16 protein-coding genes are annotated in these 22,083 nt (G+C 57.0%); 9 read left to right on the forward strand and 7 right to left on the reverse strand.

What is annotated here, in order from left to right:
* Nucleotide 1: 1 nt before the first annotated feature.
* From ACVBEG_RS10640 to ACVBEG_RS10650, 3 genes are all read right to left on the reverse strand, one after another.
* Nucleotides 2-3,211 (reverse strand): efflux RND transporter permease subunit, encoded by a 3,210-nt coding sequence (locus ACVBEG_RS10640; RefSeq protein WP_322179345.1) that lies wholly within the window; start codon nucleotides 3,209-3,211, stop codon nucleotides 2-4.
* On the reverse strand, nucleotides 3,208-4,338 hold the full coding sequence (locus ACVBEG_RS10645; protein WP_330200709.1) for an efflux RND transporter periplasmic adaptor subunit: 1,131 nt from the start codon (nucleotides 4,336-4,338) through the stop codon (nucleotides 3,208-3,210). Before ACVBEG_RS10645 ends, ACVBEG_RS10640 begins: the two co-directional genes overlap by 4 nt.
* A gap of 309 nt (nucleotides 4,339-4,647) precedes the next feature.
* Nucleotides 4,648-5,322, reverse strand: a complete 675-nt coding sequence (locus ACVBEG_RS10650) for a DUF3313 domain-containing protein (protein ID WP_322179343.1) — start codon at nucleotides 5,320-5,322, stop codon at nucleotides 4,648-4,650.
* Between the two features lie 341 nt (nucleotides 5,323-5,663).
* On the opposite strand from ACVBEG_RS10650, the gene chrA reads away from it, so the two are divergent.
* Together chrA and ACVBEG_RS10660 are read left to right on the forward strand one after the other, a co-directional pair.
* Nucleotides 5,664-7,022 carry a chromate efflux transporter gene (gene chrA, locus ACVBEG_RS10655; RefSeq protein ID WP_322216137.1) on the forward strand — a complete coding sequence of 453 codons (1,359 nt, stop codon included), beginning with the start codon at nucleotides 5,664-5,666 and terminating at the stop codon, nucleotides 7,020-7,022.
* Between the two features lie 192 nt (nucleotides 7,023-7,214).
* On the forward strand, nucleotides 7,215-7,997 hold the full coding sequence (locus ACVBEG_RS10660) for a sulfite exporter TauE/SafE family protein (RefSeq protein WP_322179341.1): 783 nt from the start codon (nucleotides 7,215-7,217) through the stop codon (nucleotides 7,995-7,997).
* 161 nt (nucleotides 7,998-8,158) lie between these two features.
* Here the strand turns inward: ACVBEG_RS10660 and ACVBEG_RS10665 are convergent, their stop codons facing one another.
* From ACVBEG_RS10665 to ACVBEG_RS10680, 4 genes are all read right to left on the reverse strand, one after another.
* Nucleotides 8,159-9,043 (reverse strand): ABC transporter permease subunit, encoded by an 885-nt coding sequence (locus tag ACVBEG_RS10665; RefSeq protein WP_322179340.1) that lies wholly within the window; start codon nucleotides 9,041-9,043, stop codon nucleotides 8,159-8,161.
* A complete protein-coding gene (locus ACVBEG_RS10670; RefSeq protein ID WP_322182696.1) occupies nucleotides 9,040-9,921 on the reverse strand; it encodes an ABC transporter permease subunit in 882 nt (293 codons plus the stop codon). The genes ACVBEG_RS10665 and ACVBEG_RS10670 overlap by 4 nt, the downstream gene beginning before the upstream one ends.
* Before the next feature lie 17 nt (nucleotides 9,922-9,938).
* Nucleotides 9,939-11,081, reverse strand: coding sequence for a polyamine ABC transporter ATP-binding protein (gene potA, locus ACVBEG_RS10675; RefSeq protein WP_323565813.1), 1,143 nt, complete (start codon nucleotides 11,079-11,081; stop codon nucleotides 9,939-9,941).
* Between the two features lie 234 nt (nucleotides 11,082-11,315).
* A complete protein-coding gene (locus ACVBEG_RS10680; protein ID WP_447107682.1) occupies nucleotides 11,316-12,077 on the reverse strand; it encodes a gamma-glutamyl-gamma-aminobutyrate hydrolase family protein in 762 nt (253 codons plus the stop codon).
* Between the two features lie 214 nt (nucleotides 12,078-12,291).
* On the opposite strand from ACVBEG_RS10680, the gene ACVBEG_RS10685 reads away from it, so the two are divergent.
* From ACVBEG_RS10685 to ACVBEG_RS10715, 7 genes are all read left to right on the forward strand, one after another.
* Nucleotides 12,292-13,668 carry a glutamine synthetase family protein gene (locus tag ACVBEG_RS10685; RefSeq protein WP_322179337.1) on the forward strand — a complete coding sequence of 459 codons (1,377 nt, stop codon included), beginning with the start codon at nucleotides 12,292-12,294 and terminating at the stop codon, nucleotides 13,666-13,668.
* A gap of 34 nt (nucleotides 13,669-13,702) precedes the next feature.
* Nucleotides 13,703-15,193: an aldehyde dehydrogenase gene (locus ACVBEG_RS10690; RefSeq protein ID WP_322179336.1), complete on the forward strand. Its 1,491-nt coding sequence runs from the start codon at nucleotides 13,703-13,705 to the stop codon at nucleotides 15,191-15,193.
* A gap of 57 nt (nucleotides 15,194-15,250) precedes the next feature.
* A complete protein-coding gene (locus ACVBEG_RS10695) occupies nucleotides 15,251-16,531 on the forward strand; it encodes an NAD(P)/FAD-dependent oxidoreductase (protein ID WP_443690319.1) in 1,281 nt (426 codons plus the stop codon).
* A gap of 141 nt (nucleotides 16,532-16,672) precedes the next feature.
* On the forward strand, nucleotides 16,673-17,221 hold the full coding sequence (locus tag ACVBEG_RS10700) for a cupin domain-containing protein (protein WP_322179335.1): 549 nt from the start codon (nucleotides 16,673-16,675) through the stop codon (nucleotides 17,219-17,221).
* Between the two features lie 182 nt (nucleotides 17,222-17,403).
* The gene (fdnG, locus tag ACVBEG_RS10705; RefSeq protein WP_447107683.1) at nucleotides 17,404-20,469 is read left to right on the forward strand and encodes a formate dehydrogenase-N subunit alpha; all 3,066 of its coding nucleotides are present in this window, start codon (nucleotides 17,404-17,406) and stop codon (nucleotides 20,467-20,469) included.
* Entirely contained in the window at nucleotides 20,470-21,420 is a 951-nt protein-coding gene (gene fdxH, locus ACVBEG_RS10710) for a formate dehydrogenase subunit beta (protein WP_322179333.1), read from the forward strand.
* On the forward strand, nucleotides 21,417-22,082 hold the full coding sequence (locus tag ACVBEG_RS10715) for a formate dehydrogenase subunit gamma (RefSeq protein WP_322179332.1): 666 nt from the start codon (nucleotides 21,417-21,419) through the stop codon (nucleotides 22,080-22,082). The genes fdxH and ACVBEG_RS10715 overlap by 4 nt, the downstream gene beginning before the upstream one ends.
* The last annotated feature ends 1 nt before the right edge of the window (nucleotide 22,083 follow it).

Below are 22,083 nucleotides of genomic sequence, written 5' to 3' on the forward strand. Positions count from 1 at the left end.
CTTAATCCCCCTCATGTCGTTGTTGCGGGGCATGAACGGGGCCGCCGCCCACAGGTGCCCCGTCATCAGGCTGCGCAGCCTCTTTGGATTTTCCGCTTTTCTCGGAAATACGCTCCACCAGGTAATAGAAAAGCGGGATGAAAAAAACTGCGATCACCGTCGCCGCGAGCATCCCGCCGATCACACCGGTACCAATGGAGTGGCGACTGTTCTCGGAGGCGCCGACGGCAATCGCCAGCGGTACGCAGCCGAGGATGAACGCCAAAGAGGTCATCACGATGGGCCGCAGACGCTCCTTGGCGGCGGTCATCGCGGCGTCGAAGACGGACATGCCGGACTCACGGTTCAGTACGGCAAACTCGAAGATCAAAATGGCATTCTTGGCCGCCAGCGCGACAAGCATGGTCAGGCCGATCTGGAAGTAGACGTCGTTCGCCAAACCACGCATCAGGACCGCCAGCAAAGCACCGAACAATGCGAACGGGACCGCCAGCAGTACACCCACAGGCAGCGACCATTTTTCATACTGGGCCGCGAGAATCAGGAACACCATAATCAGACCGAAGGCGAAAACCTTGGAAGACGTACCTCCGCTCTTTTTCTCCTCGAAAGCCTCGCCGCTCCAGGCCACGCCATAGTCCCCGGTCATGCTTTGCGCGGCGACTTCCTCAAGCGCTTTGAGTGCCTGGCCGGAGCTGAATCCCGGTGCGGCATTGGCCGTCATCTTGACCGCCGGAAAGTTGTTGAAGCGCGTCAGCAGGTCGGGGCCCGTCACGTAGCGGGTGGTCAGCAGGGCCTTGAGGGGAACCATCTGACCGTTGGTGCTACGCACATAGATCTGCTGCAAGTCCTCGACCCTGAGGCGGTAAGTGGGCTCGGCCTGGAGAATCACCTGCCACAGACGACTGAACTTGTTGAACTGGGAAACGTACAGCGAGCCGAACATGGTTTGCATGGTGCTGTACACATCTTCCACCGGCACGCCCAACGTCTCGGCCTTTTCGCGGTCAACGTCAGCGAGCAACTGCCGAGAAAACGCATTGAACGTGCTGGTCATGCTGCCGATTTCCGGGCGCTGTTCAGCCTTGGCTTTGAAGCTACTCACTACCTCGGCCAATTGGCTGATGGTGGCGTCCCCCTTGCTTTGAATCCACAGTTCCATACCGCCGGTAGTCCCCAGACCAGGAATGGAGGGCGGATTGACTGGCAGGATGATGCCTTCCTGCACTTGGGAGAATGCTTTGGTCGCAGCCTTGATCACGGCAGGGGCGCTCTGGGCTTCGATGGTTTTTGAATTCTTGTAACGTTCTTCAAAATCCTTGAAGCCGACGAAGAAAACGCCCGCATTGTTCTTGTTCTGACTGTCCAGCAAGCTGTAGCCGTTTACGATGGCCACGCCCTCGACAGCCTCGTTGTTCATGAAGTAGTCACTGGCAACCTTACCGACCTCACCCGTGCGATCCAGGCTGGCAGCGTCAGGCATGATCACCGCGCCGAGCAAGTAACCTTGATCTTCCGGGGGCAGGAAGGCGCCTGGTACCCTTTGCATGATCAATACGATCAGTACAATCATGCCGGCAAAGAGCAGTAGCGCGAGTATGAAGCGCTTGATCATGAAGGCGACTGCGCGGGAGTAACCTTCGGTCACTCGCTCGAAGCTACGATCGAACCAACGGAAGAATCCGCGCTTTTCTCCCACGTGGGGTTTGAGCAGGAGGGCCGCCAGGGCGGGTGACAAGGTGAGGGCCACCAGACCGGAGATCACGACGGAGATAGCAATCGTGATTGCAAACTGTTTGTAGAGTTGGCCCGTGATGCCGCCCATGAACGCTACGGGAACGAACACCGCACACAGCACCAACACAATTGCCACCACGGGTCCGGCCACCTCGTCCATGGCTCGCTTGGCGGCATCTTTGGGGTTCATTTTGTGGACGTGCATGTTGCGCTCGACGTTTTCGATCACCACGATCGCATCGTCCACCACGATACCGATAGCCAGGACCATGCCGAACAGGGTCAGCATGTTGACCGAGAAGCCCAGCGCGGTCATGCCGATGAATGTACCCACGATGGAAACAGGCACAGCCAGCACCGGGATCAGGGTGGCGCGCAGACTTTGCAGGAAGGCGTAAACCACAATCACGACCAGTACCAGCGCCTCGAAGAAGGTGCGCACCACCTCCGTAATGGAGGCTCGGGTGAAGGCGGTTGTGTCCATCACAACCTTGTATTCGATGCCCTCCGGAAAGGTTTTCTTCATCTGCGCCAAGGTCGCCGTGACCGCATTGGAGACATCCAGCGCATTGGCGCCGGGCTGCTGATAAACAGCCATCAAAGTCGCGGGCCTTCCCTGGTACGTGCTGCGCAATGAGTAATCTTTTTGTCCAAGCTCAGCCCGCCCGATGTCCTTGAGGTGAACAATCGCGGCGCCTTCGCCACTGGCCCGCAGGATGATGTTCTCGAACTCCGCGGGTTCGGTCAGTCTGCCCTTGGTCGTGACTGCAAAGGACTGCTCCACCGATTTGCCCGTGGGGGATTGGCCTATGCGGCCAACCGCGAACTGTTGGTTCTGGTTGGCCACCGCTTTCTGTACATCGGCAGCCGTGATCCCCAGCTGGGCCATCCGGTCGGGTTTCAGCCAGATCCGCATGGCATAGTCGGGTGTCCCGAAAATACTGGCCTGGTTGGCGCCGGGAATGCGCTTGATCGCATCCAGCACATAGAGGTTGGCGTAGTTGGCTATGTAGGTGGCGTCGTAGCGGTTATCGGGGGAATACACCGCGATGACCATCATGAAGGCCGATGATTTTTTCTGAACCTGTATGCCCTGCGACTGGACCGCAGAGGGCAGTTGGGGGAGGGCGAGGTTGACCCTGTTTTGCACGTCGACCTGTGCCAGGGAAGGATCAGTACCGATTTCGAAGAACACGTTCAGGGTCATGTTGCCCGTCGCAGAACTCGACGAGTTCATGTAGATCATGTTGTCGGCGCCGTTCACCTGCTGCTCGATGGGCGCAGCCACATTGTTGGCAACGACCAGAGCATCAGCCCCCGGGTAAGTAGCCGACACGGTGATCTGTGGTGGCGTGATCTCCGGATACTGGGCCACCGGCAGGTTCAACATCGCGACAGCCCCCGCCAGGGTGATGACGATGGAAATCACCGAAGCGAAGATCGGCCGGTCGATGCAGTAATGAGAAATGCTCATGGTTGCCGCCGACTTTCATTGCCTGGCAGGTCAGCTTTCTGCGGGTCTTTTTGAACCGGTAAAGATGCAGCCTTGGGACGCTCGGCCGCCACGGCGGTGTTGGGTGGTGCCGTATTAGTGTTGTCGACGATATTCAACGGCGCGCCAGGGGCTACCCGGAGCGCGCCGTCGACCACGATTCGTTCGCCCACCCGCAAGCCTTGGGTAATAAACCAGTCGGCATCATGCCAGTCGCCGACTTCGACAATGCGCTGCTCGGGCTTTCCTTCTCCATTGAGGACCCACACGTAGTGACTTCGTGCGCCTTCCAGAACTGCACGCTGCGGGACCAGAATGGCGTTTGGTCGAGACGCGCCTATCGCCAGCGCGCGAACGAACTGGCCGGGGCGCAGCATGCCTTTTGGATTAGCCACCACCGCACGGACTAAAAATGTACCGGTTTCCGGGCTGAAGGAGGGGGCAGCAAAGTCAAGGCGACCTCTATCGGGCACGATCGAACCGTCCGCCAGTACCACTTCGACTTCAAAGTTACTGTTGGGTGGGAACTTGAGCTGACCCGCGGCAATTTCGCTACGGTGTTTCAGCGTTTCGTTTTCCGAAAGGCTGAAATTGACATAGATCGGGTCCATCTGTGATACCGAGGTCAAGAGCCCGGATTCCCCAGGCGTCACATAACTGCCCTCCTGTTTCTTGGCAAAGCTCGACAGGCCGGTAAGGGGCGACGCAATTGTGGTGTAACCCAGATTCAGTTGCTCGGTGCGCACCTGCCCTTGCGCGGCAAGTACGGCGGCCTGGGTCTGTCGCTCGTTGCCGACGGCATTGTCCAGGTCCATCTTGCTGACTGCATTTTGTTGTGCCAGTGGACGGACACGCGCCAACGTGGCTTTGGCGACTTCCCAACGCGCTTGCTGCTGAGCCAATTGTCCCTGGGCCGACAGCAATGCTGCTTCGAAAGGCCGACGGTCCATCTGGAACAACACTTGCCCGGCCTTTACCAGCTGACCTTCGGTATACAGCCTTTTTTCCAGAAAGCCGGCGACTCGCGCACGAATTTCGACTTCGCGAGAACTCTGTGTTTGAGCAACGAATTCGAATACCACGGGCGTGTCGCGAGCAGTAACCGTCATGACGGTTACATCCGTGGGGGGGCGAGAGGATGAAACAGGTTCTTTACCACAGCCGAAGAGCAGACTGAGAACACCGGCCACCAAGGCCATGGTTAAAGCCGCTAGTGTCCGGCGCGAATGTCTGGCTGAGCGAATACTCATGAGCAACCCCATGGGTTGATTGCGTTGTCAGTCCCTGAGCTTGAATGCCGATACTCAACCGCCGTCATTCTTTATGCGTGCCCGTTGTCTGTAGAACGGGCACGGTATCCGTTGTGCTGACCACTCACTTCAGAAGTTACAGGTCATAAAGGATAGCCATTACGACGATCACTTGATAAAGGCCTTCATATCATCAGTGACAATCTTGATCGCGGCTTTGAAGTCATCTGCACTCACAGCCTGGCGATTATTTTCGAGGGTTTTACCAAACACCTTTCGCACCGCCTTCACCAAGGGAGCACCTGTCGTTGCATCGATAAGCTCGGACTCGACGTACAGTTCCGTATCTTGATCACGACTCCCAGAGGCTGCAGTGACACCGCCTACCACAGCAGCCACAGGTACCACTTCGTACCAATGCATGCCTTCGTTGGACGCTGTTACTCCGGTGATGGCCGAGCGCAAGATCATTGCGCGAGAACCTGCAGGCGCTTCTTTCAGGGTCGTGACGACGCGGTACTTTTGAGCCAAAGCGGTTTTTACGCTAGAGCTGGCGAACGACTGCAATGACTGCAACGTCTGCATGCTCACGCGTTCATTCGGTTTGGGAGCTGGGTACAATTCGAGTTGGCGAAAAACAACAACAGAGTAAGCCGAAGGTTTAAAACTGGGCGCTACCCAACGCAACACCGTTTGACCGCTGGGCAAGGTTGTTTCCTGCAACCCGTCGTAATTCGAAATAAAACCGGAATATTGTTCCTTTTCTGTAATCTTGGAGGTGCAGCCAGCCACTAACCAGCAGCTCATGGCAACACCAACGGTCAATGTGCGGAATAGGCTCATGAGTCATCGCTCTTCAAGGGCGCTATTAAGCGCGAGTTGTAGCTATAGAACCCGGGATTTTATGCTTGTCCCGAGGTCTTTTTTCTTGCAATAAAGAGAGGCTAGTTGAGACTGTCCCCGTTTGCTCGAATGGCTAAAACATAGGTCATGAGACATGGATTTTCTTGATAAATGTCAAATTGTTTGGTCGGGTTCAGTCAATAAGCAGGCTCGCCAATGAGAGGGCCATTCAACCGGTAGAACCTGCTGGCATCGAACGTATACTGGCGGCCTTACGCGAATCCGTTTCCCCTGAAGGCTATTGCTCACGCTCGCCGAGCGTGTGAAAAAGGAACATCCCCATGAGTGACGTCACCCCCTCAGCCGTTGAACAGGAGCTGCCACGGCCTGACGCCATCAGTTTCCGTGAGGCGTTCTGGTTCTGGTTGAAATTAGGTTTCATCAGCTTCGGTGGGCCTGCGGGGCAGATATCGATCATGCACCAGGAGCTGGTAGAGCGTCGGCGCTGGATTTCAGAAAGGCGATTTCTACATGCCCTTAACTACTGCATGTTGCTTCCAGGACCCGAGGCGCAGCAGTTGGCGATCTACATTGGTTGGCTGATGCATCGAACCTGGGGAGGCGTGATCGCAGGTGTGCTGTTTGTGTTGCCCTCGCTGTTCATCCTGATCGCATTATCCTGGCTGTATATCGCCTTTGGCGAAGTATCCGTGGTGGCTGGGCTTTTCTATGGCATCAAGCCCGCCGTGACGGCCATCGTGGTACAGGCTGCTCATCGAATCGGCTCGCGAGCGCTAAACAACAATTGGCTGTGGGCCATAGCGGCAGCTTCATTCATCGCCATATTTGCGTTCAATGTCCCGTTCCCGTTGATCGTGCTGGGTGCTGCGTTGCTCGGCTATATCGGTGGACGCCTGGCTCCCGAGACCTTCAGGACCGGAGGCCATAGCGCAGCTCAAAAGTCCTTCGGCCCGGCATTGATTGATGACAACACCCCATCCCCTGACCATGCCCGATTTCGCTGGTCTAAACTGGCAATGCTGATGCTCGTAGGGGCTGTACTGTGGTCGTTGCCGATGGGGGTATTGACTGTGCTCTTTGGCTGGGAAGGCACCTTGACCCAGATGGGCTGGTTCTTTACCAAGGCCGCGTTGCTGACGTTTGGCGGCGCCTATGCAGTGCTTCCCTATGTCTACCAGGGTGCGGTCGGTCACTTTGGGTGGCTGACCCCGACACAGATGATCGATGGTCTGGCGCTGGGGGAAACCACGCCTGGGCCGCTGATCATGGTGGTGGCCTTTGTCGGTTTCATCGGTGCTTATGTCCTGCAGGTTTTCGGTGCCGATCATGTGTTTCTTGCGGGCGCCGTCGCGGCCACACTGGTGACGTGGTTTACCTTCCTGCCTTCGTTTCTGTTCATCCTCGCTGGCGGCCCGCTAGTGGAGTCGACTCACAACGAACTCAAGTTCACCGCGCCGCTCACCGGGATTACAGCAGCGGTGGTTGGGGTGATTCTCAATCTGGCATGTTTCTTCGGTTACCACGTGCTTTGGCCCAAAGGGTTCAATGGCAATCTCGATTGGCCCTCTGCGCTGATCGCGATTGCAGCGGCTATTGCCTTGTTTCGCTTCAAACGTGGGGTCATTCAGGTACTGATGGCCTGTGCGCTTATTGGTATGGTCGTGCATCTACTGCGCTAGAGGGCGCGGGACGATCTGGCGGCCATGAGTCTTGAACGAATCATGGCCTGGCGCAAGGACGTGTAGGTGTAGTCCATTCAGTAGAGAAAAGCATAAAGATAGACCATATCGATATAACTGGTTATTAAGAAAGGTCGCTATGCTGCGGGCCATATTTTTCATGCAGTCGCGCTTGATTTGTGGGATGTGGTAATGGATTTTGGCAGTGCTGGATTGGTCGTTGCAGGCTTGGTTGTCGGGTTTGTTGTAGGGATGACAGGCGTGGGTGGCGGCTCTTTAATGACGCCGATTTTACTTTGGTTTGGAATTAACCCGGCCACCGCAGTGGGCACGGACTTACTGTATGCGGCCATCACGAAGTCGGGCGGCGTACTGGTTCACCGAAAGAACAAAAATATTGACTGGGCCATCACCGGCTGGCTGACACTTGGTAGTGTGCCGGCGGTGGCGCTGACGCTGTGGTTTTTGAGCAGTCTGCATGCCCCTGAAGCAATGAATGCGGTGATTAAGCAAACATTGGGCTTTGTTTTGCTGGTGACAGCACTCGCCGTTTTCTTCAAGAAAAGGCTGCTTGAATTTGCCCACAAACGTGCTGGCGGCAGCTATAACCTCAGCGGCTCGCGCTTGAATCTGCTGACGGTACTCACGGGGTTGATACTGGGCACCATGGTGGCATTGACCTCCATTGGCGCTGGCGCATTAGGCACCGTAGCACTCTTTATCCTGTACCCTTTTCTGGCCACCAAGCGCTTAGTCGGTACCGAAATCGCACACGCGGTCCCGCTGACGCTGGTTGCGGGTTTGGGGCATGCGAGTATGGGTAATATGGATTGGCACGTATTAGGTTTCCTGTTGATAGGTTCACTTCCAGGGATTTACATGGGGAGCCATTTAACGGGTCGAGTGTCTGACGAGACACTGCGTCCTTGCCTGGCAATAATGCTGGTTTTCATTGGTTACAAGCTGGCGTTTTAATCTGGCTTGAATCATCGCCCCTCTGTTGTTTTACTCCTCAGGTCGACATCCACCTCAAAAAAAAGGCACCCGAAGGCGCCTATGGTTGTATTCAAGGTGGCGTTCTATTTACTTACCGGGTTTTACGCGTGTCCAGCGGCGGTTCATAGAACTGCGGCTGCCTAGGCAACCGCTTCTGCCATTTTCTGTTCCGGTTGTTTCCACGATTCGCTCGCGGTCTGCTCCATGGCTTCCTGAATCGCGACTTTGCGGTTGGCTTCGGCCCTGCGACCGAAATACCAGACCAGGAACGTGGCGAAAGAGACCGTCAGCAGAATCAGACTCGCAATGGCGTTGATCTCGGGCTTGACCCCAAGGCGTACCGCAGAGAAAACCTCCATTGGCAACGTTGTCGAGCCTGGGCCGGAAACGAAACTGGCGAGTACCAGGTCGTCCAGCGATAAGGCGAAGGACATCATGCCGCCTGCTGCCAGTGACGGCGCGATCATGGGGATGGTGATCAGCGCAAACACCTTCCAGGGACGCGCGCCCAGGTCCATGGCCGCTTCCTCGATCGACAGGTCCAACTCACGCAGACGTGACGAAACCACCACCGCTACATAAGCGGAGCAGAAGGTGGTGTGGGCGATCCAGATTGTCATCAGGCCGCGCTCCTGCGGCCACCCCAGTATCTGGGCCATCGCGATGAACAGCAGCAGCAACGACAGGCCGGTGATCACCTCCGGCATGACCAGTGGCGCCGTTACCAGACCACCAAACAGCGTGCGGCCCTTGAAGCGAGTCACTCGCGTCAGGACAAAGGCGGCCAGGGTTCCGAGGATCACGGCGGCGACTGCGGTGTAGCAGGCAATTTCAAGGGACCGGGCGACGGACCCCATCAATTGCTTGTTGTCGAGCAGGCCCGCGTACCAATGAATGGACCATCCACCCCAGACAGTGACGAGCTTGGAGGCGTTGAACGAGAAGATCACCAGAATCAGCATTGGCAGATAAATGAACATCAGGCCAAGCACCAGCATCAGTCTTGAAAATCCGAAACGGTTCATGCCCGTCCCTCCATCTCTTTGGCTTGGCTACGGTTGAAGAGCACGATGGGCACGATCAGGATGGCGAGCATGATCACTGCGAGTGCAGAGGCGACAGGCCAGTCACGGTTGTTGAAAAACTCCTGCCACAACACACGGCCGATCATCAGGGTTTCCGGCCCGCCCAGTAGTTCGGGAATGACGAACTCACCGACCACAGGAATGAACACCAACATACAGCCGGCGATGATGCCGTTCCTGGCCAAGGGCAGGGTGATTTTCCAGAAGCTGTTGAGCGTGCTTGAGCCCAGGTCCGAGGCGGCTTCGAGCAGGCTCTGGTCATGCTTGACCAGGTTGGCAAACAGCGGCAGGACCATGAAGGGCAGGTAGGCGTACACCACGCCTATGTACACAGCGATATTGGTGTTCAATATTTCTATCGGCTCTTGAATCAGACCGGTCCAAAGCAAAAACGCATTCAACAGACCGTTATTGCTCAGGATGCCCATCCAGGCGTAAACCCTGATCAGGATCGCCGTCCAGGTAGGCATCATGATCAGCAGCAACAATACGGTCTGTGCTTCCTTTCGGGCTTTGGAGATGGCATAGGCCATTGGGAAGCCGATCAACAGGCACATCAGCGTACTGAAAAAGGCCACTTTCAATGAGCCCAGGTACGCCGAGAGGTACAACTCATCATTGGTCAACAGGGCATAGTTGCCCATGTTCAGGAGCAGTTGAAACTTCTGCTCGGCGAAGGTGTAAATATCTGTGTAGGGTGGAATGGCCAACGCTGCTTCGGAAAAGCTGATCTTCATCACGATGAAGAACGGCAGCGCAAAAAACAGGCATAGCCATATGAAGGGGACGCCGATAACCATTTGGCGTCCGCTGGGTATTAGCCGCTTGATAGTGCTCATGAGCGCAATACCACGCCGCTGTCATCCTCCCACCAGACATAGACCGAATCATCCCAGGTCGGACGCGCGCCTCTGCGTTCAGCATTGGCCATGAATGCCTGAACGATCTTGCCACTGGGCAGTTCTACGTAAAACACCGAGTGCCCGCCCAAATAGGCGATGTCGTGAACCTTGCCTTCGGACCAGTTATACCGGGCGTCGGGTTTTATCGTCGTCACCAGCAGCTTCTCCGGGCGAAGGGCATAGGTGATGGTCTTGTCTTCGACCGATGTACTGATCCCATGGCCGACGTATATGTTCTGCGCAAGATCCGGGCACTGGATGACCGCGTAGCCTTCCTGGTCTTCAATTACGACGCCGTCGAACGCATTCACGTTGCCAATGAATTCGCACACCAGGCGGCTGGCGGGTGCTTCGTAGATGTCGATCGGGCTACCGGTCTGAGCGATCCAGCCCAGGTGCATGATGGAGATACGTTGGGCCATGGTCATGGCCTCTTCCTGATCGTGGGTCACCATGATGCAGGTCACGCCGACCCGCTCAATGATTTCAACCAGCTCCAGTTGCATGTGCGAGCGCAGCTTCTTGTCCAACGCGCCCATTGGCTCGTCGAGCAACAGCAGTTTGGGCCTTTTAGCCAGTGAGCGAGCCAAGGCAACACGCTGACGTTGTCCCCCCGAGAGCTGGTGGGGCTTGCGTTTGGCGTATTGGCTCATATGAACCAGTTTGAGCATTTCTTCTACGCGGGCTTCGATTTCAACTGCGGGAAGTCGGTCCTGCTTAAGCCCAAAGGCAATGTTCTGCGCCACCGTCATGTGCGGGAACAGCGCGTAAGACTGAAACATCATGTTGATTGGCCGCTCGTAGGGCGGCATGTCAGTGATGTCCACACCATCAAGGTAGATTCGCCCTTCAGTCGGTCGCTCAAAGCCTGCCAGCATGCGCAAGAGCGTTGATTTGCCTGAACCTGAACCGCCTAGCAAGGCGAAAATTTCACCCTGATGGATTTCCAGGGACACATCGTCCACCGCAATCGTTTCGTCAAACTTCTTGGTTACGCGATCAATTTTAACCAGCACCTTTTTAGGGCGCGGATTGCCTTCAAGAGCCTTCCTGTAAATGCTGGAGGCGTTAGCCATGTGAAACTCCCAACAGGTGTTAGTAGCCTGGCCAATACGGCCGGACTTAATGGGTTGATGACAAACCCGCTTGAGGCGGGTTTATCCGGCGCAGCTGTCCCTGCCGCCCAATGCTGCATCTTGTTTTGTCGTTAATACCGGGGTGGCCGCTGTGAGGGACGTGCAGATGCACAGTCCACTTCACAGTGACGTCTGGATCATTGGACATTGTCGTGTGCGCTTGAAATCGAGCCGTCAGCGCACGCTTCGACGCGCAGCACGCTGCCGACACGCGTCGCCAAACGCCTGGAAAATACTCAAGTAAGGAGGGTTCGATAGCACCTGCCATTCAGGGTGCCATTGCACGCCGACGGCAAAGGTCTTGCTGCCCTCGATTGAGATCGCCTCGATCAGTCCATCGCTGGTGGTGGCTTCGACCCGTAAGCCGGGTGCCAGCCGTTCAATGCCTTGGGAATGAATTGAATTGACCTGGATAACAGGAGGCAGATCGAGTGCTTCGAATACGCCGCCAGGCTGCACATGCACGGTATGGGCGGCACCATATTGGATTTCCAGGCTTGAATCGTCGGCTTCGCGATGATCCATGAACGTGCCGGTCTCATGCACTTTCTGGTGAAGGCTGCCGCCGAACGCCACGTTCATTTCCTGGAAACCCCGACAAATGCCGAGCACTGGAACGCCAGCAGCCACCGCTGCGCGTAACAGGGGAAGGGTGGTGCTATCACGCTGGGGGTCGTGGGCGGTGCCCGCTTCGCTTGCCGCGCCCTGATAGTGGAACGGCTCAACATTTGAGGGCGAACCGGTAAACAACAGGCCGTCCAAATGTTCCAGCAACCCGTCTATATCAGTCAGTTCCGCCAGGGACGGAATAACGACGGGAATCCCTTGCGCGGCGACGCACACAGCACGCAAGTACTTGTCCCCGCTCACATGGTAGGTATGCAACCCAATGTCTTTGACGCACGCAGTCGCACCAACCAATGGCTTGATTGCCATTTTTATCACCTCGAAAAATGCACTTGAACGAGCTTTTCCGGAGCTTAGCCATGTTGATTTTAATTAACAACCGTTCTGTAAAAGATTTCGCACAAAAGATCCTTACTGTTCGATATTGCGCAAATAATACCCGTTGACTTCCTAAATCCTTTCGGATTGACTGGGGGTGTGAAAGGGCGGTGAATATTATTATTAACAATAAAGGTCTTCCAACATGTCGGTACCCCTGCGTGCCGTTCAGCTCAATGAAGCGAACGCATTCCTTAAGAAACATCCTGAGGTTTTGTACGTTGACCTGCTGATTGCGGACATGAACGGCGTGGTGCGTGGTAAACGCATCGAGCGCACCAGTCTCCACAAGGTCTACGAGAAAGGTATCAACCTGCCTGCCTCCCTGTTTGCCCTGGACATCAACGGCTCTACAGTGGAAAGCACAGGCTTGGGTCTGGATATCGGTGATTCCGACCGAATCTGTTATCCGATCCCTGACACCCTCTGCGACGAACCTTGGCAAAAACGTCCGACTGCTCAACTGCTCATGACCATGCACGAACTCGAAGGGCAGCCGTTTTTCGCCGACCCTCGCGAAGTATTGCGTCAGGTCGTCAGCAAATTCGATGAGATGGGGCTGACCATCTGCGCCGCCTTCGAGCTGGAGTTCTACCTGATTGACCAGGAGAACGTGAACGGTCGTCCGCAGTCTCCACGCTCGCCAATCTCCGGCAAACGTCCGCATTCGACTCAGGTGTACCTGATCGATGATCTGGACGAATACGTCGATTGCCTGCAAGACATTCTTGAAGGTGCCAAGGAGCAAGGTATCCCCGCGGATGCCATCGTCAAGGAAAGTGCGCCCGCGCAATTCGAGGTGAACCTGCATCACGTCGCTGATCCGATCAAGGCGTGCGATTACGCGGTCTTGCTCAAGCGCCTGATCAAGAACATCGCTTATGACCATGAAATGGACACCACCTTCATGGCCAAACCGTATCCCGGACAAGCGGGTAACGGGCTGCACGTGCATATTTCTATTTTGGACAAAGACGGCAAAAACATTTTTACCTGCGACGACCCGGAAAAAAGCGAGATCCTGCGCCATGCCATTGGTGGTGTGCTGGAAACCTTACCGGCCTCGATGGCTTTCCTCTGCCCGAACGTAAACTCGTACCGTCGCTTCGGCGCGCAGTTCTATGTACCGAACTCTCCTAGCTGGGGGATCGATAACCGGACGGTGGCGATTCGAGTACCGACCGGGTCCCCGGATGCGGTGCGTATCGAACACCGGGTGGCGGGCGCGGACGCCAACCCGTATCTGTTGATGGCGGCGGTCCTCGCCGGTGTGCATCACGGCCTGACCAACAAGATCGAGCCGGGGGAGCCTGTTGCAGGCAACTCCTACGAACAGAACGAGCAAAGCCTGCCCAACAACCTGCGCGATGCGTTGCGCGAGCTGGATGACAGCGAGATTTTGGCGCGCTACATCGACCCCAAGTACATCGACGTTTTTGTTGCGTGCAAGGAGAGCGAGCTTGCCGAGTTTGAGAACTCCATTTCAGACCTTGAGTACAACTGGTACTTGCACACGGTCTGACGCTCGCCAACATTCTCTGCGTTGAGTTTTAAATATGGTCAAAAATCGTAGCGACTGGGAGCAGTACTTCCAGTCACTCACCCTTGAAGGTCGGGCATTCATTGACGGCCAATACTGCTGGGCCGCCAGCGGCCAAACGTTCGCCAGTAACAGCCCGGTCGACGGGCGCTTTCTGGCGAACGTCGCCAGCACCGACGTGGCCGATGCCGACATCGCGGTACAGGCCGCTCGTCGGGCGTTCGAATCGGGCGTGTGGTCACGGCTCGCGCCGGTAGAGCGCAAGCGGATTCTTATCCGTTTCGCCGACCTGATCCTCGCCCATCGAGAGGAACTGGCGCTGCTGGAAACCCTTGATATGGGTAAACCCATCAGCGACGCCCTGGCGATCGATGTGCCCGCGACTGCTAACGCGATCCGATGGAACGCAGAGGCAATCGACAAGATTTACGACGAGGTCGCACCTACCTCGGCGGACCAACTTGGGCTTATCACCCGTGAGCCGACGGGAGTCGTCGCGGCCATCGTGCCATGGAACTTTCCGTTGATCATGGCCAGCTGGAAGTTTGCGCCGGCGCTGGCTGCAGGTAACTCCTTTATTCTCAAACCGTCTGAGAAGTCGCCACTGTCGGCGATCAGGATTGCCCAGTTGGCGCTGGAAGCGGGGATACCCAAGGGTGTCTTCAACGTATTGCCGGGGTTCGGTCATACGGTTGGCAAGGCGCTGGCGTTGCATGCGGATGTTGATGTACTGGCGTTTACCGGCTCCACCGCTGTCGCCAAGCAGCTGCTGATCTATGCCGGGCAAAGCAACCTGAAACGGGTGTGGCTCGAGGCGGGTGGCAAAAGCCCTAACATCGTCTTTGCCGATGCTCCCGATTTGCACGCTGCAGCGCAGGCGGCGGCCAGTGCTATTGCCTTCAACCAGGGCGAAGTCTGTACGGCGGGTTCACGGTTGCTGGTTGAGCGGTCGATCAAGGATCAGTTCGTTCCCATGGTGGTCGACGCACTAAAAGCCTGGATGCCAGGGCATGCTCTGGACCCAGCGACGACCGTAGGCGCAGTGGTCGATGAGCGTCAGCTTGAGTCCGTACTCAGGTACATCGAAGTCGGCAAGAAGGAAGGCGCCCGGTTACTCGCGGGCGGCAATAGAATTCTTGAGGACACCGGCGGCCTGTATATCGAACCGACGATCTTCGAGGGTGTGACCAATGCGATGACCATTGCCCAGGAAGAGATCTTCGGTCCGGTGCTATCGGTCATCACCTTCGACACGGTCGAAGAAGCGTTGAGCATCGCCAACGACAGCATCTTTGGCTTGGCGGCGGGCGTCTGGACGCGGGACTTGAGCAAGGCTCACCGCGTTGCCAGAGGCCTTCGGGCCGGCAGTGTCTGGGTCAACCAGTACGACGGCGGCGATATGACCGCGCCCTTTGGCGGATTCAAGCAATCGGGCAACGGTCGAGACAAGTCATTGCATGCGTTCGATAAGTACACCGAGCTCAAGGCAACCTGGATCAAGCTTTAAACCTCTTGAAAAAGGCGGACACATGCGCAGATGTGTGTCCCGCCGAGGAATTCAATCATGCAACCTTACGTAAATAGCTACTACGCCGCGACCCGGAACAACGTCGGCGATTTCCCGATTCTTGACCAGGTTATCGAATGCGATGTCTGTGTGATCGGCGCGGGATACACCGGCTTGTCATCGGCGCTGTTTCTCACCGAAGCAGGCTACAGCGTGACCGTCCTGGAAAGCGCCAAAGTGGGCTTCGGGGCGAGCGGTCGCAACGGCGGTCAACTGGTCAACTCGTACAGCCGTGACGTCGATGTCATCGAACAGCGTTACGGCGATAAAACCGCGCAAGTGCTGGGAAGCATGATTTTCGAGGGGGGAGACATCATCCGCCAGCGAATCAAGCAATACGACATCCAATGCGATTACCGCCAAGGCGGCATTTTCGCTGCGCTCAACAAGAAGCAACTCAAAGGTCTTGCAGGGCAAAAAAGTCATTGGGAGCGCTACGGAAACCAGCAACTGCAGATGCTCAGTGCCGCCGACATTGCTAAAGAAGTCGGTACTGATAATTATGTCGGTGGCCTTCTGGACATGTCGGGTGGGCACGTTCATCCGTTGAACCTGGCGCTGGGTGAAGCGGCGGCCATCATTCGGCTGGGCGGTAAAATCTTCGAGCAGTCGGCCGCGATCAACATCGCTTACGGCGAGCCTATCGTTGTGAGCACGGCCAAAGGCCAGGTCAGAGCAAAGTACCTGCTGATTGCGGGCAACGCTTACCTGAACGAAGACCTGGACCCGCGCGTGACGCGCAAGAGCATGCCGTGCGGTTCACAAATCGTCGTGACCGAGCCGTTGTCGGAGAAAGTTGCCAAGAGCCTGATCACTCATAATTACTGTGTCGAAGACTGTAACTACCTGCTCGATTACTTCCGGCTCACGGCGGACAACCGCCTGCTTTACGGGGGTGGGGTGGTTTACGGTGCCCGCGAGCCAAAAGACATTGAGCAACTGATCCTGCCCAAAATTCTCAAGACGTTTCCGCAGTTGAAAGGGGTCAAAATTGATTACCGCTGGACAGGCAACTTCTTGCTGACCATGTCCCGCATGCCCCAGTTCGGTCGTGTTGAAAAAAATGCCTACTACATGCAAGGCTACAGCGGGCATGGCGTGACCTGCTCGCACCTGGCCGGGAAACTGATCTCGGAGATGATCCGTGGTGACGCGGAACGCTTCGACGCGTTTGCATCGCTCCCGCACATGCCGATGATGGGTGGCAGGGCATTCCAGGTTCCACTTACGGCCCTGGGTGCCACGTATTACGCCATGCGTGACCGGTTCGGCATCTAGCACACATTGATTGCGGCGGCCCGTTCAACGCAGGCCGCCGTTCTTTTTGTCGGCCACTTATGCAATCGGCTGAGCTCTATGAACAAACGTGATTTAATACTCGACGCTCTACCCTTTGAGTATTTTTCACATAAGGCTGCCATGGACACGGGGACACGACTCAAATTAGTACGTGAAAGCTACAAACTGTCTCAGCGCGAGCTGGCCAGGCGTAGCGGCGTCACGAATGCCACGGTCTCCCTGATTGAGCAGAATCGTGTAAGCCCTTCAGTCAGCTCTCTGAAGAAATTGCTCGGCGGCATACCCATGTCGCTGGCGGATTTCTTTACCTTTGATCAACCCCCTCGGGAGGACCGCTACGTCTTCCGCGCCAATGAACAACCCGATCTGGGCCGTAATGGCCTGCGTCTGTTGCTCATAGGTGCGACCGTGGCGAGTCGGCAGATGCGTTTTTTGCGCGAGCAATACGCACCAGGCGCGAGTTCTGGCGAGGAACCCATCGTGCATGCCGAAGGCGAGGAGTGCGGACTGGTGACACGCGGCACGGTCGAGTTGACGGTTGATGGCCAGGTCAGCGTGCTCAATGCCGGTGACGGTTACTATTTCTCCACCACCTTGCCTCACCGGTTCCAGAATATCGGGCAGGACGAGGCTGAGATCATCAGCGCGAACACCCCCGCGAACTTCTGATATCCAGCACCTTGATCAGGGATGGCTGGCAGTTGGCGATCACCGGCGATCCGGTTTCATTACAGCGCTTGCAATCTTTACTAAAGTATCAAGTGTCGGCGGCCGCGCCGTCGACGCAAGCGTGATCGTCCAAGACACCCCGGCCACGTCCAGAGTGTCCTCCACCTGATCAGGAGTACACGATGGATCTCAACCGTCGTCAGTTCTTCAAGGTCGCCGCTGTTGGACTTGGCGGCTCAAGCCTGGCCGCGCTAGGCATGGCCCCGGAGCCAGCCTTCGCCGAGCACGTGCGTCACTTCAAGCTGGCCCACACCCATGAAACCCGTAACACCTGCCCCTATTGTTCGGTGGGCTGCGGCTTGATCATGTACAGCCAGGGCGATACGGCCAAGAACGTCGCCCAAAGCATCATCCACATCGAAGGCGATGCTGACCATCCGGTCAACCGCGGCACTTTGTGTCCTAAAGGCGCTGGCTTGCTGGACTTCATCCACAGTCCAGACCGTTTGCAATACCCGCAGGTGCGCAAGGCGGGTAGCGATGAGTGGATGCGGGTGTCCTGGGATGAAGCGCTCGACCGTGTCGCCGACCTGATGAAGGCGGACCGTGATGCCAACTTCATCGAGAAGAACGCCCAGGGCCAGACGGTTAACCGCTGGCTGTCGGTGGGTTTTCTCGCCGCCTCTGCGGCGTCCAACGAGGCAGGGTACCTGACCCATAAGGTCATTCGAAGTCTTGGCATGCTGGGGTTCGATAACCAGGCGCGTGTCTGACACGGTCCGACGGTGGCAAGTCTTGCCCCGACGTACGGCCGTGGAGCCATGACCAATACGTGGACCGATATCGCCAACGCGAACTTGATCCTGGTCATGGGTGGTAATGCTGCCGAAGCTCACCCGTGTGGCTTCAAATGGGTGACTGAAGCCAAAGCGCACAATCAGGCGCGGCTGATCGTGGTCGACCCACGGTTTACCCGTACCGCCTCAGTGGCCGACTATTACGCGCCAATTCGTACCGGCAGCGACATAGCGTTCATGGGTGGTCTGATCAACTACTTGCTCGCTGAAGATAAAATTCAGCATGAGTACGTGCGCGCTTATACCGACGTGTCATTCATTGTGAAGGCGGGCTTCGGCTTCGAGGACGGATTATTCACCGGCTACGACGCGGCCAAACGGACCTATACCGATAAATCAAGCTGGGGTTACGAACTCGGTGAGGATGGCTTTGCTAAAGTCGATCCGACCCTGCAAGACCCGCGCTGTGTCTATCAGTTGATGAAGCACCACTACAGCCGCTATACCCCGGAGCTGGCCAGTCAGATCTGCGGCATGCCGCAAGACGCCATGGTTAAGATATGGACCGAGATCGCCACCTGCGCGCAACCGGGCAAAACCATGACGATTCTCTATGCCCTGGGCTGGACGCAGCATTCGGTCGGCTCACAAATGATCCGCAGCGCGGCCATGGTGCAACTGTTGCTGGGCAACGTCGGCATGCCAGGCGGCGGGGTCAATGCCTTGCGCGGGCACTCCAACATCCAGGGCCTGACGGACCTCGGACTCTTGTCAAACTCGCTGCCCGGCTACCTGACACTGCCGAGCGATGGCGAACAGGACTACGACGCCTATGTTGCCAAGCGTGCGCTAAAGCCGTTGCGTCCAGGGCAGTTGTCCTACTGGCAGAACTACGGCAAGTTCCACGTCAGCCTGATGAAATCCTGGTACGGCGCCAACGCCACGGTGGAAAACCACTGGGGCTACGATTGGCTGCCCAAACTCGACATCCCCAGCTACGACATCCTGAAAATGTTCGACATGATGGGCCAGGGCAAGGTCAACGGCTACATGTGCCAGGGCTTCAACCCCATCGCGGCGTTGCCTGACAAAAATCGGGTAACCGCAGCGTTGGCCAAGCTCAAATGGCTGGTGGTAATGGACCCGCTGGCAACCGAAACCTCAGAGTTCTGGCGCAATGTCGGGCCCTACAATGACGTCAATACCGCCAGTATCCAGACCGAAGTCATACGTCTGCCCACCACCTGTTTCGCCGAAGAAGACGGCTCGCTGGTGAACAGCAGTCGCTGGTTGCAATGGCACTGGAAAGGCGCCGACGGCCCTGGAGAAGCCCGCACCGACGTGCAGATCATGACCGAGCTGTTCCTGCGTCTGCGCCAGCGCTATCAGGCCCACGGCGGTGCATTTCCCGACCCGATCCTCAAGCTCAGTTGGCCCTACAAGATTCCGGACGAGCCATCACCCGAGGAGTTGGCCCGGGAAATCAATGGCAGCGCTACCGCCGACTTTACCGATGCCAGCGGCGCGGTGGTCAAGAGCGGCCAGCAGCTGCCCGGCTTCGCCCAGCTCAAGGACGACGGCAGCACCGCATCAGGCTGCTGGATTTTCTGCGGCAGCTGGACCGAACAGGGCAACCAGATGGCCCGCCGCGACAACAGCGACCCTTATGGCATGAAGCAGCACCTAGGGTGGGCGTGGGCCTGGCCGATGAACCGACGCATTCTCTACAACCGCGCCTCGGCCGATCCGCAGGGCAAACCCTGGGCCGAGAACAAGCGTCTACTGTGGTGGAACGGCAAGGTCTGGACCGGCACTGACGTTCCCGACTACAAGGCCGATGTGGCGCCAGAAGCGGGCATGAATCCCTTCATCATGAACCCCGAAGGGGTGGCGCGTTTCTTTGCCGTCGACAAAATGGCCGAAGGGCCGTTCCCGGAACATTACGAGCCGTTCGAGACGCCTATCGGCATCAACCCGCTGCACCCCAACAACAAAAAGGTCACGAGCAATCCGGCTGCCCGTATTTTCGATTCAGTCTGGGACTCGCTCGGGACGGCCAAGGACTTCCCCTATGCCGCTACCAGTTACCGGCTGACAGAGCACTTTCACTTTTGGACCAAGCATTGCCGGCTCAACGCAATTGCCCAACCCGAGCAATTTGTCGAGATTGGAGAAGTCCTGGCCAAGGAAAAGGGCATCGTCGCGGGCGACCGGGTACGGGTCAGCTCCAAGCGCGGGCATATCGAGGCGGTGGCGGTGGTGACTAAACGGATTCGACCGCTGCAAGTCAACAACCAGACGGTGCACCATATCGGCATCCCGCTGCACTGGGGCTTTACCGGGCTCACCCGCCATGGCTACCTGACCAATACCCTGGTGCCATTCCTCGGTGACGGCAATTCCCAGACTCCGGAATCCAAGTCATTCCTGGTCAACGTGGAGAAAATCTAGATGGCCAGCCAAGACATTATCGCCCGCTCGGCCACCACCACCGTACCGCCCTCGGTGCGTCAACAAGAGGAAGTGGCCAAGCTGATCGACACCACCAAGTGCATCGGTTGCAAGGCGTGTCAGGTTGCCTGTTCGGAATGGAATGAACTGCGCGACGAGGTCGGCCACAACCACGGGACTTACGACAACCCCCAGGACCTCAGCGCCGAGACCTGGACGCTGATGCGCTTCACTGAGCATGAAAACACGGCCGGCAACCTGGAATGGCTAATCCGCAAGGATGGTTGCATGCATTGCGCTGACCCTGGCTGCCTGAAGGCATGCCCGAGTCCGGGGGCAATCGTCAAACTCGCCAACGGCATCGTCGACTTCAATCAGGACCATTGCATCGGCTGCGGCTATTGCATCACCGGCTGCCCCTTCGATGTCCCGCGCATCTCGCGGAAGGATCACAAGGCCTACAAGTGCACGCTGTGCTCGGACCGGGTGGCAGTAGGTCTGGAGCCCGCTTGCGTCAAGACCTGCCCGACCGGAGCAATCGTGTTCGGCAGCAAAGAGGACATGAAAGAGCACGCCGCCGAACGCATCGTGGACCTTAAGTCCCGGGGCTTCGAGCACGCGGGTCTGTACGATCCTTCCGGGGTCGGTGGTACCCATGTGATGTACGTGCTGCACCACGCCGACGATCCTTCGCTCTACGCGGGCTTGCCGAAGGACCCGGTGATCAGCCCGTTCGTGGACCTCTGGAAAGGCGTGAGCAAACCCCTGGCGTTGCTGGCCATGGGGGCGGCGGTGCTGGCGGGCTTTTTCCATTACGTGCGCATTGGTCCGCAGCGGGTCGAGGAAGACGAACATCAGGCAGGCAAGGACCCCAGCGTGCACGAAGTCGACCCGGCCGTGCATGTCTATGATCCGCATAACCCAGGCTCTCGCGGGGAGGACAGACCATGAACCACAAACCGATCCTGCGTTACACCGCCAATCAACGCACCCACCATTGGCTGGTAGCGATTCTGTTTTTCATGGCGGCCCTGTCAGGATTGGCATTGTTTCACCCGGCGCTGTTCTGGCTCAGCCACGTGTTTGGCGGCGGACCCTGGACACGCATCCTGCACCCCTTCATGGGCGTCCTGATGTTCCTGCTGTTTCTGGGGCTGGTTATCCGTTTCTGGCGGGCTAACTTCTTTATCGCCAACGACCGCCTGTGGCTCAAGCGGATTAACCGTGTAATGCGTAACGAAGAGGAGGGCGTACCGCCAATCGGTAAGTACAACCCTGGGCAGAAACTGCTGTTCTGGACTTTACTGATCTGCATGTGGGTGCTGTTGTTCAGCGGTCTGGTGATCTGGCGCGTCTATTTCAGCAACTACTTCAGTATCACGGCCATTCGCCTGGCGATGCTGTTGCATGCGGTGGCGGCCTTTGTGCTGATACTGAGCATTATCGTGCATATCTATGCGGGCATCTGGATCAAGGGTTCTGTGAACGCCATGCTGCATGGCTGGGTCAGCAGTGCCTGGGCAAAGAAACACCATGAGCTCTGGTACCGCGAGGTAACTCGCGATGACAACCGTGTTGAGCGTCCCGACCGTCCGATAACCAAAAAGGGATGAG

Source organism: Pseudomonas sp. GG8 (assembly GCF_052976945.1).

Coding starts and splice junctions, on each gene's coding strand:
- ACVBEG_RS10690 (WP_322179336.1), top strand. CDS start 13,703: ATGGTCAAAAATCGTAGCGACTGGGAGCAGTACTTCCAGTCACTCACC.
- ACVBEG_RS10640 (WP_322179345.1), bottom strand. CDS start 3,211: ATGAGCATTTCTCATTACTGCATCGACCGGCCGATCTTCGCTTCGGTG.
- potA (WP_323565813.1), bottom strand. CDS start 11,081: ATGGCTAACGCCTCCAGCATTTACAGGAAGGCTCTTGAAGGCAATCCG.
- ACVBEG_RS10650 (WP_322179343.1), bottom strand. CDS start 5,322: ATGAGCCTATTCCGCACATTGACCGTTGGTGTTGCCATGAGCTGCTGG.
- ACVBEG_RS10665 (WP_322179340.1), bottom strand. CDS start 9,043: ATGAACCGTTTCGGATTTTCAAGACTGATGCTGGTGCTTGGCCTGATG.
- ACVBEG_RS10700 (WP_322179335.1), top strand. CDS start 16,673: ATGGACACGGGGACACGACTCAAATTAGTACGTGAAAGCTACAAACTG.
- ACVBEG_RS10680 (WP_447107682.1), bottom strand. CDS start 12,077: ATGGCAATCAAGCCATTGGTTGGTGCGACTGCGTGCGTCAAAGACATT.
- ACVBEG_RS10685 (WP_322179337.1), top strand. CDS start 12,292: ATGTCGGTACCCCTGCGTGCCGTTCAGCTCAATGAAGCGAACGCATTC.
- ACVBEG_RS10715 (WP_322179332.1), top strand. CDS start 21,417: ATGAACCACAAACCGATCCTGCGTTACACCGCCAATCAACGCACCCAC.
- ACVBEG_RS10695 (WP_443690319.1), top strand. CDS start 15,251: ATGCAACCTTACGTAAATAGCTACTACGCCGCGACCCGGAACAACGTC.
- ACVBEG_RS10660 (WP_322179341.1), top strand. CDS start 7,215: ATGGATTTTGGCAGTGCTGGATTGGTCGTTGCAGGCTTGGTTGTCGGG.
- ACVBEG_RS10645 (WP_330200709.1), bottom strand. CDS start 4,338: ATGACGGTTACTGCTCGCGACACGCCCGTGGTATTCGAATTCGTTGCT.
- chrA (WP_322216137.1), top strand. CDS start 5,664: ATGAGTGACGTCACCCCCTCAGCCGTTGAACAGGAGCTGCCACGGCCT.
- fdxH (WP_322179333.1), top strand. CDS start 20,470: ATGGCCAGCCAAGACATTATCGCCCGCTCGGCCACCACCACCGTACCG.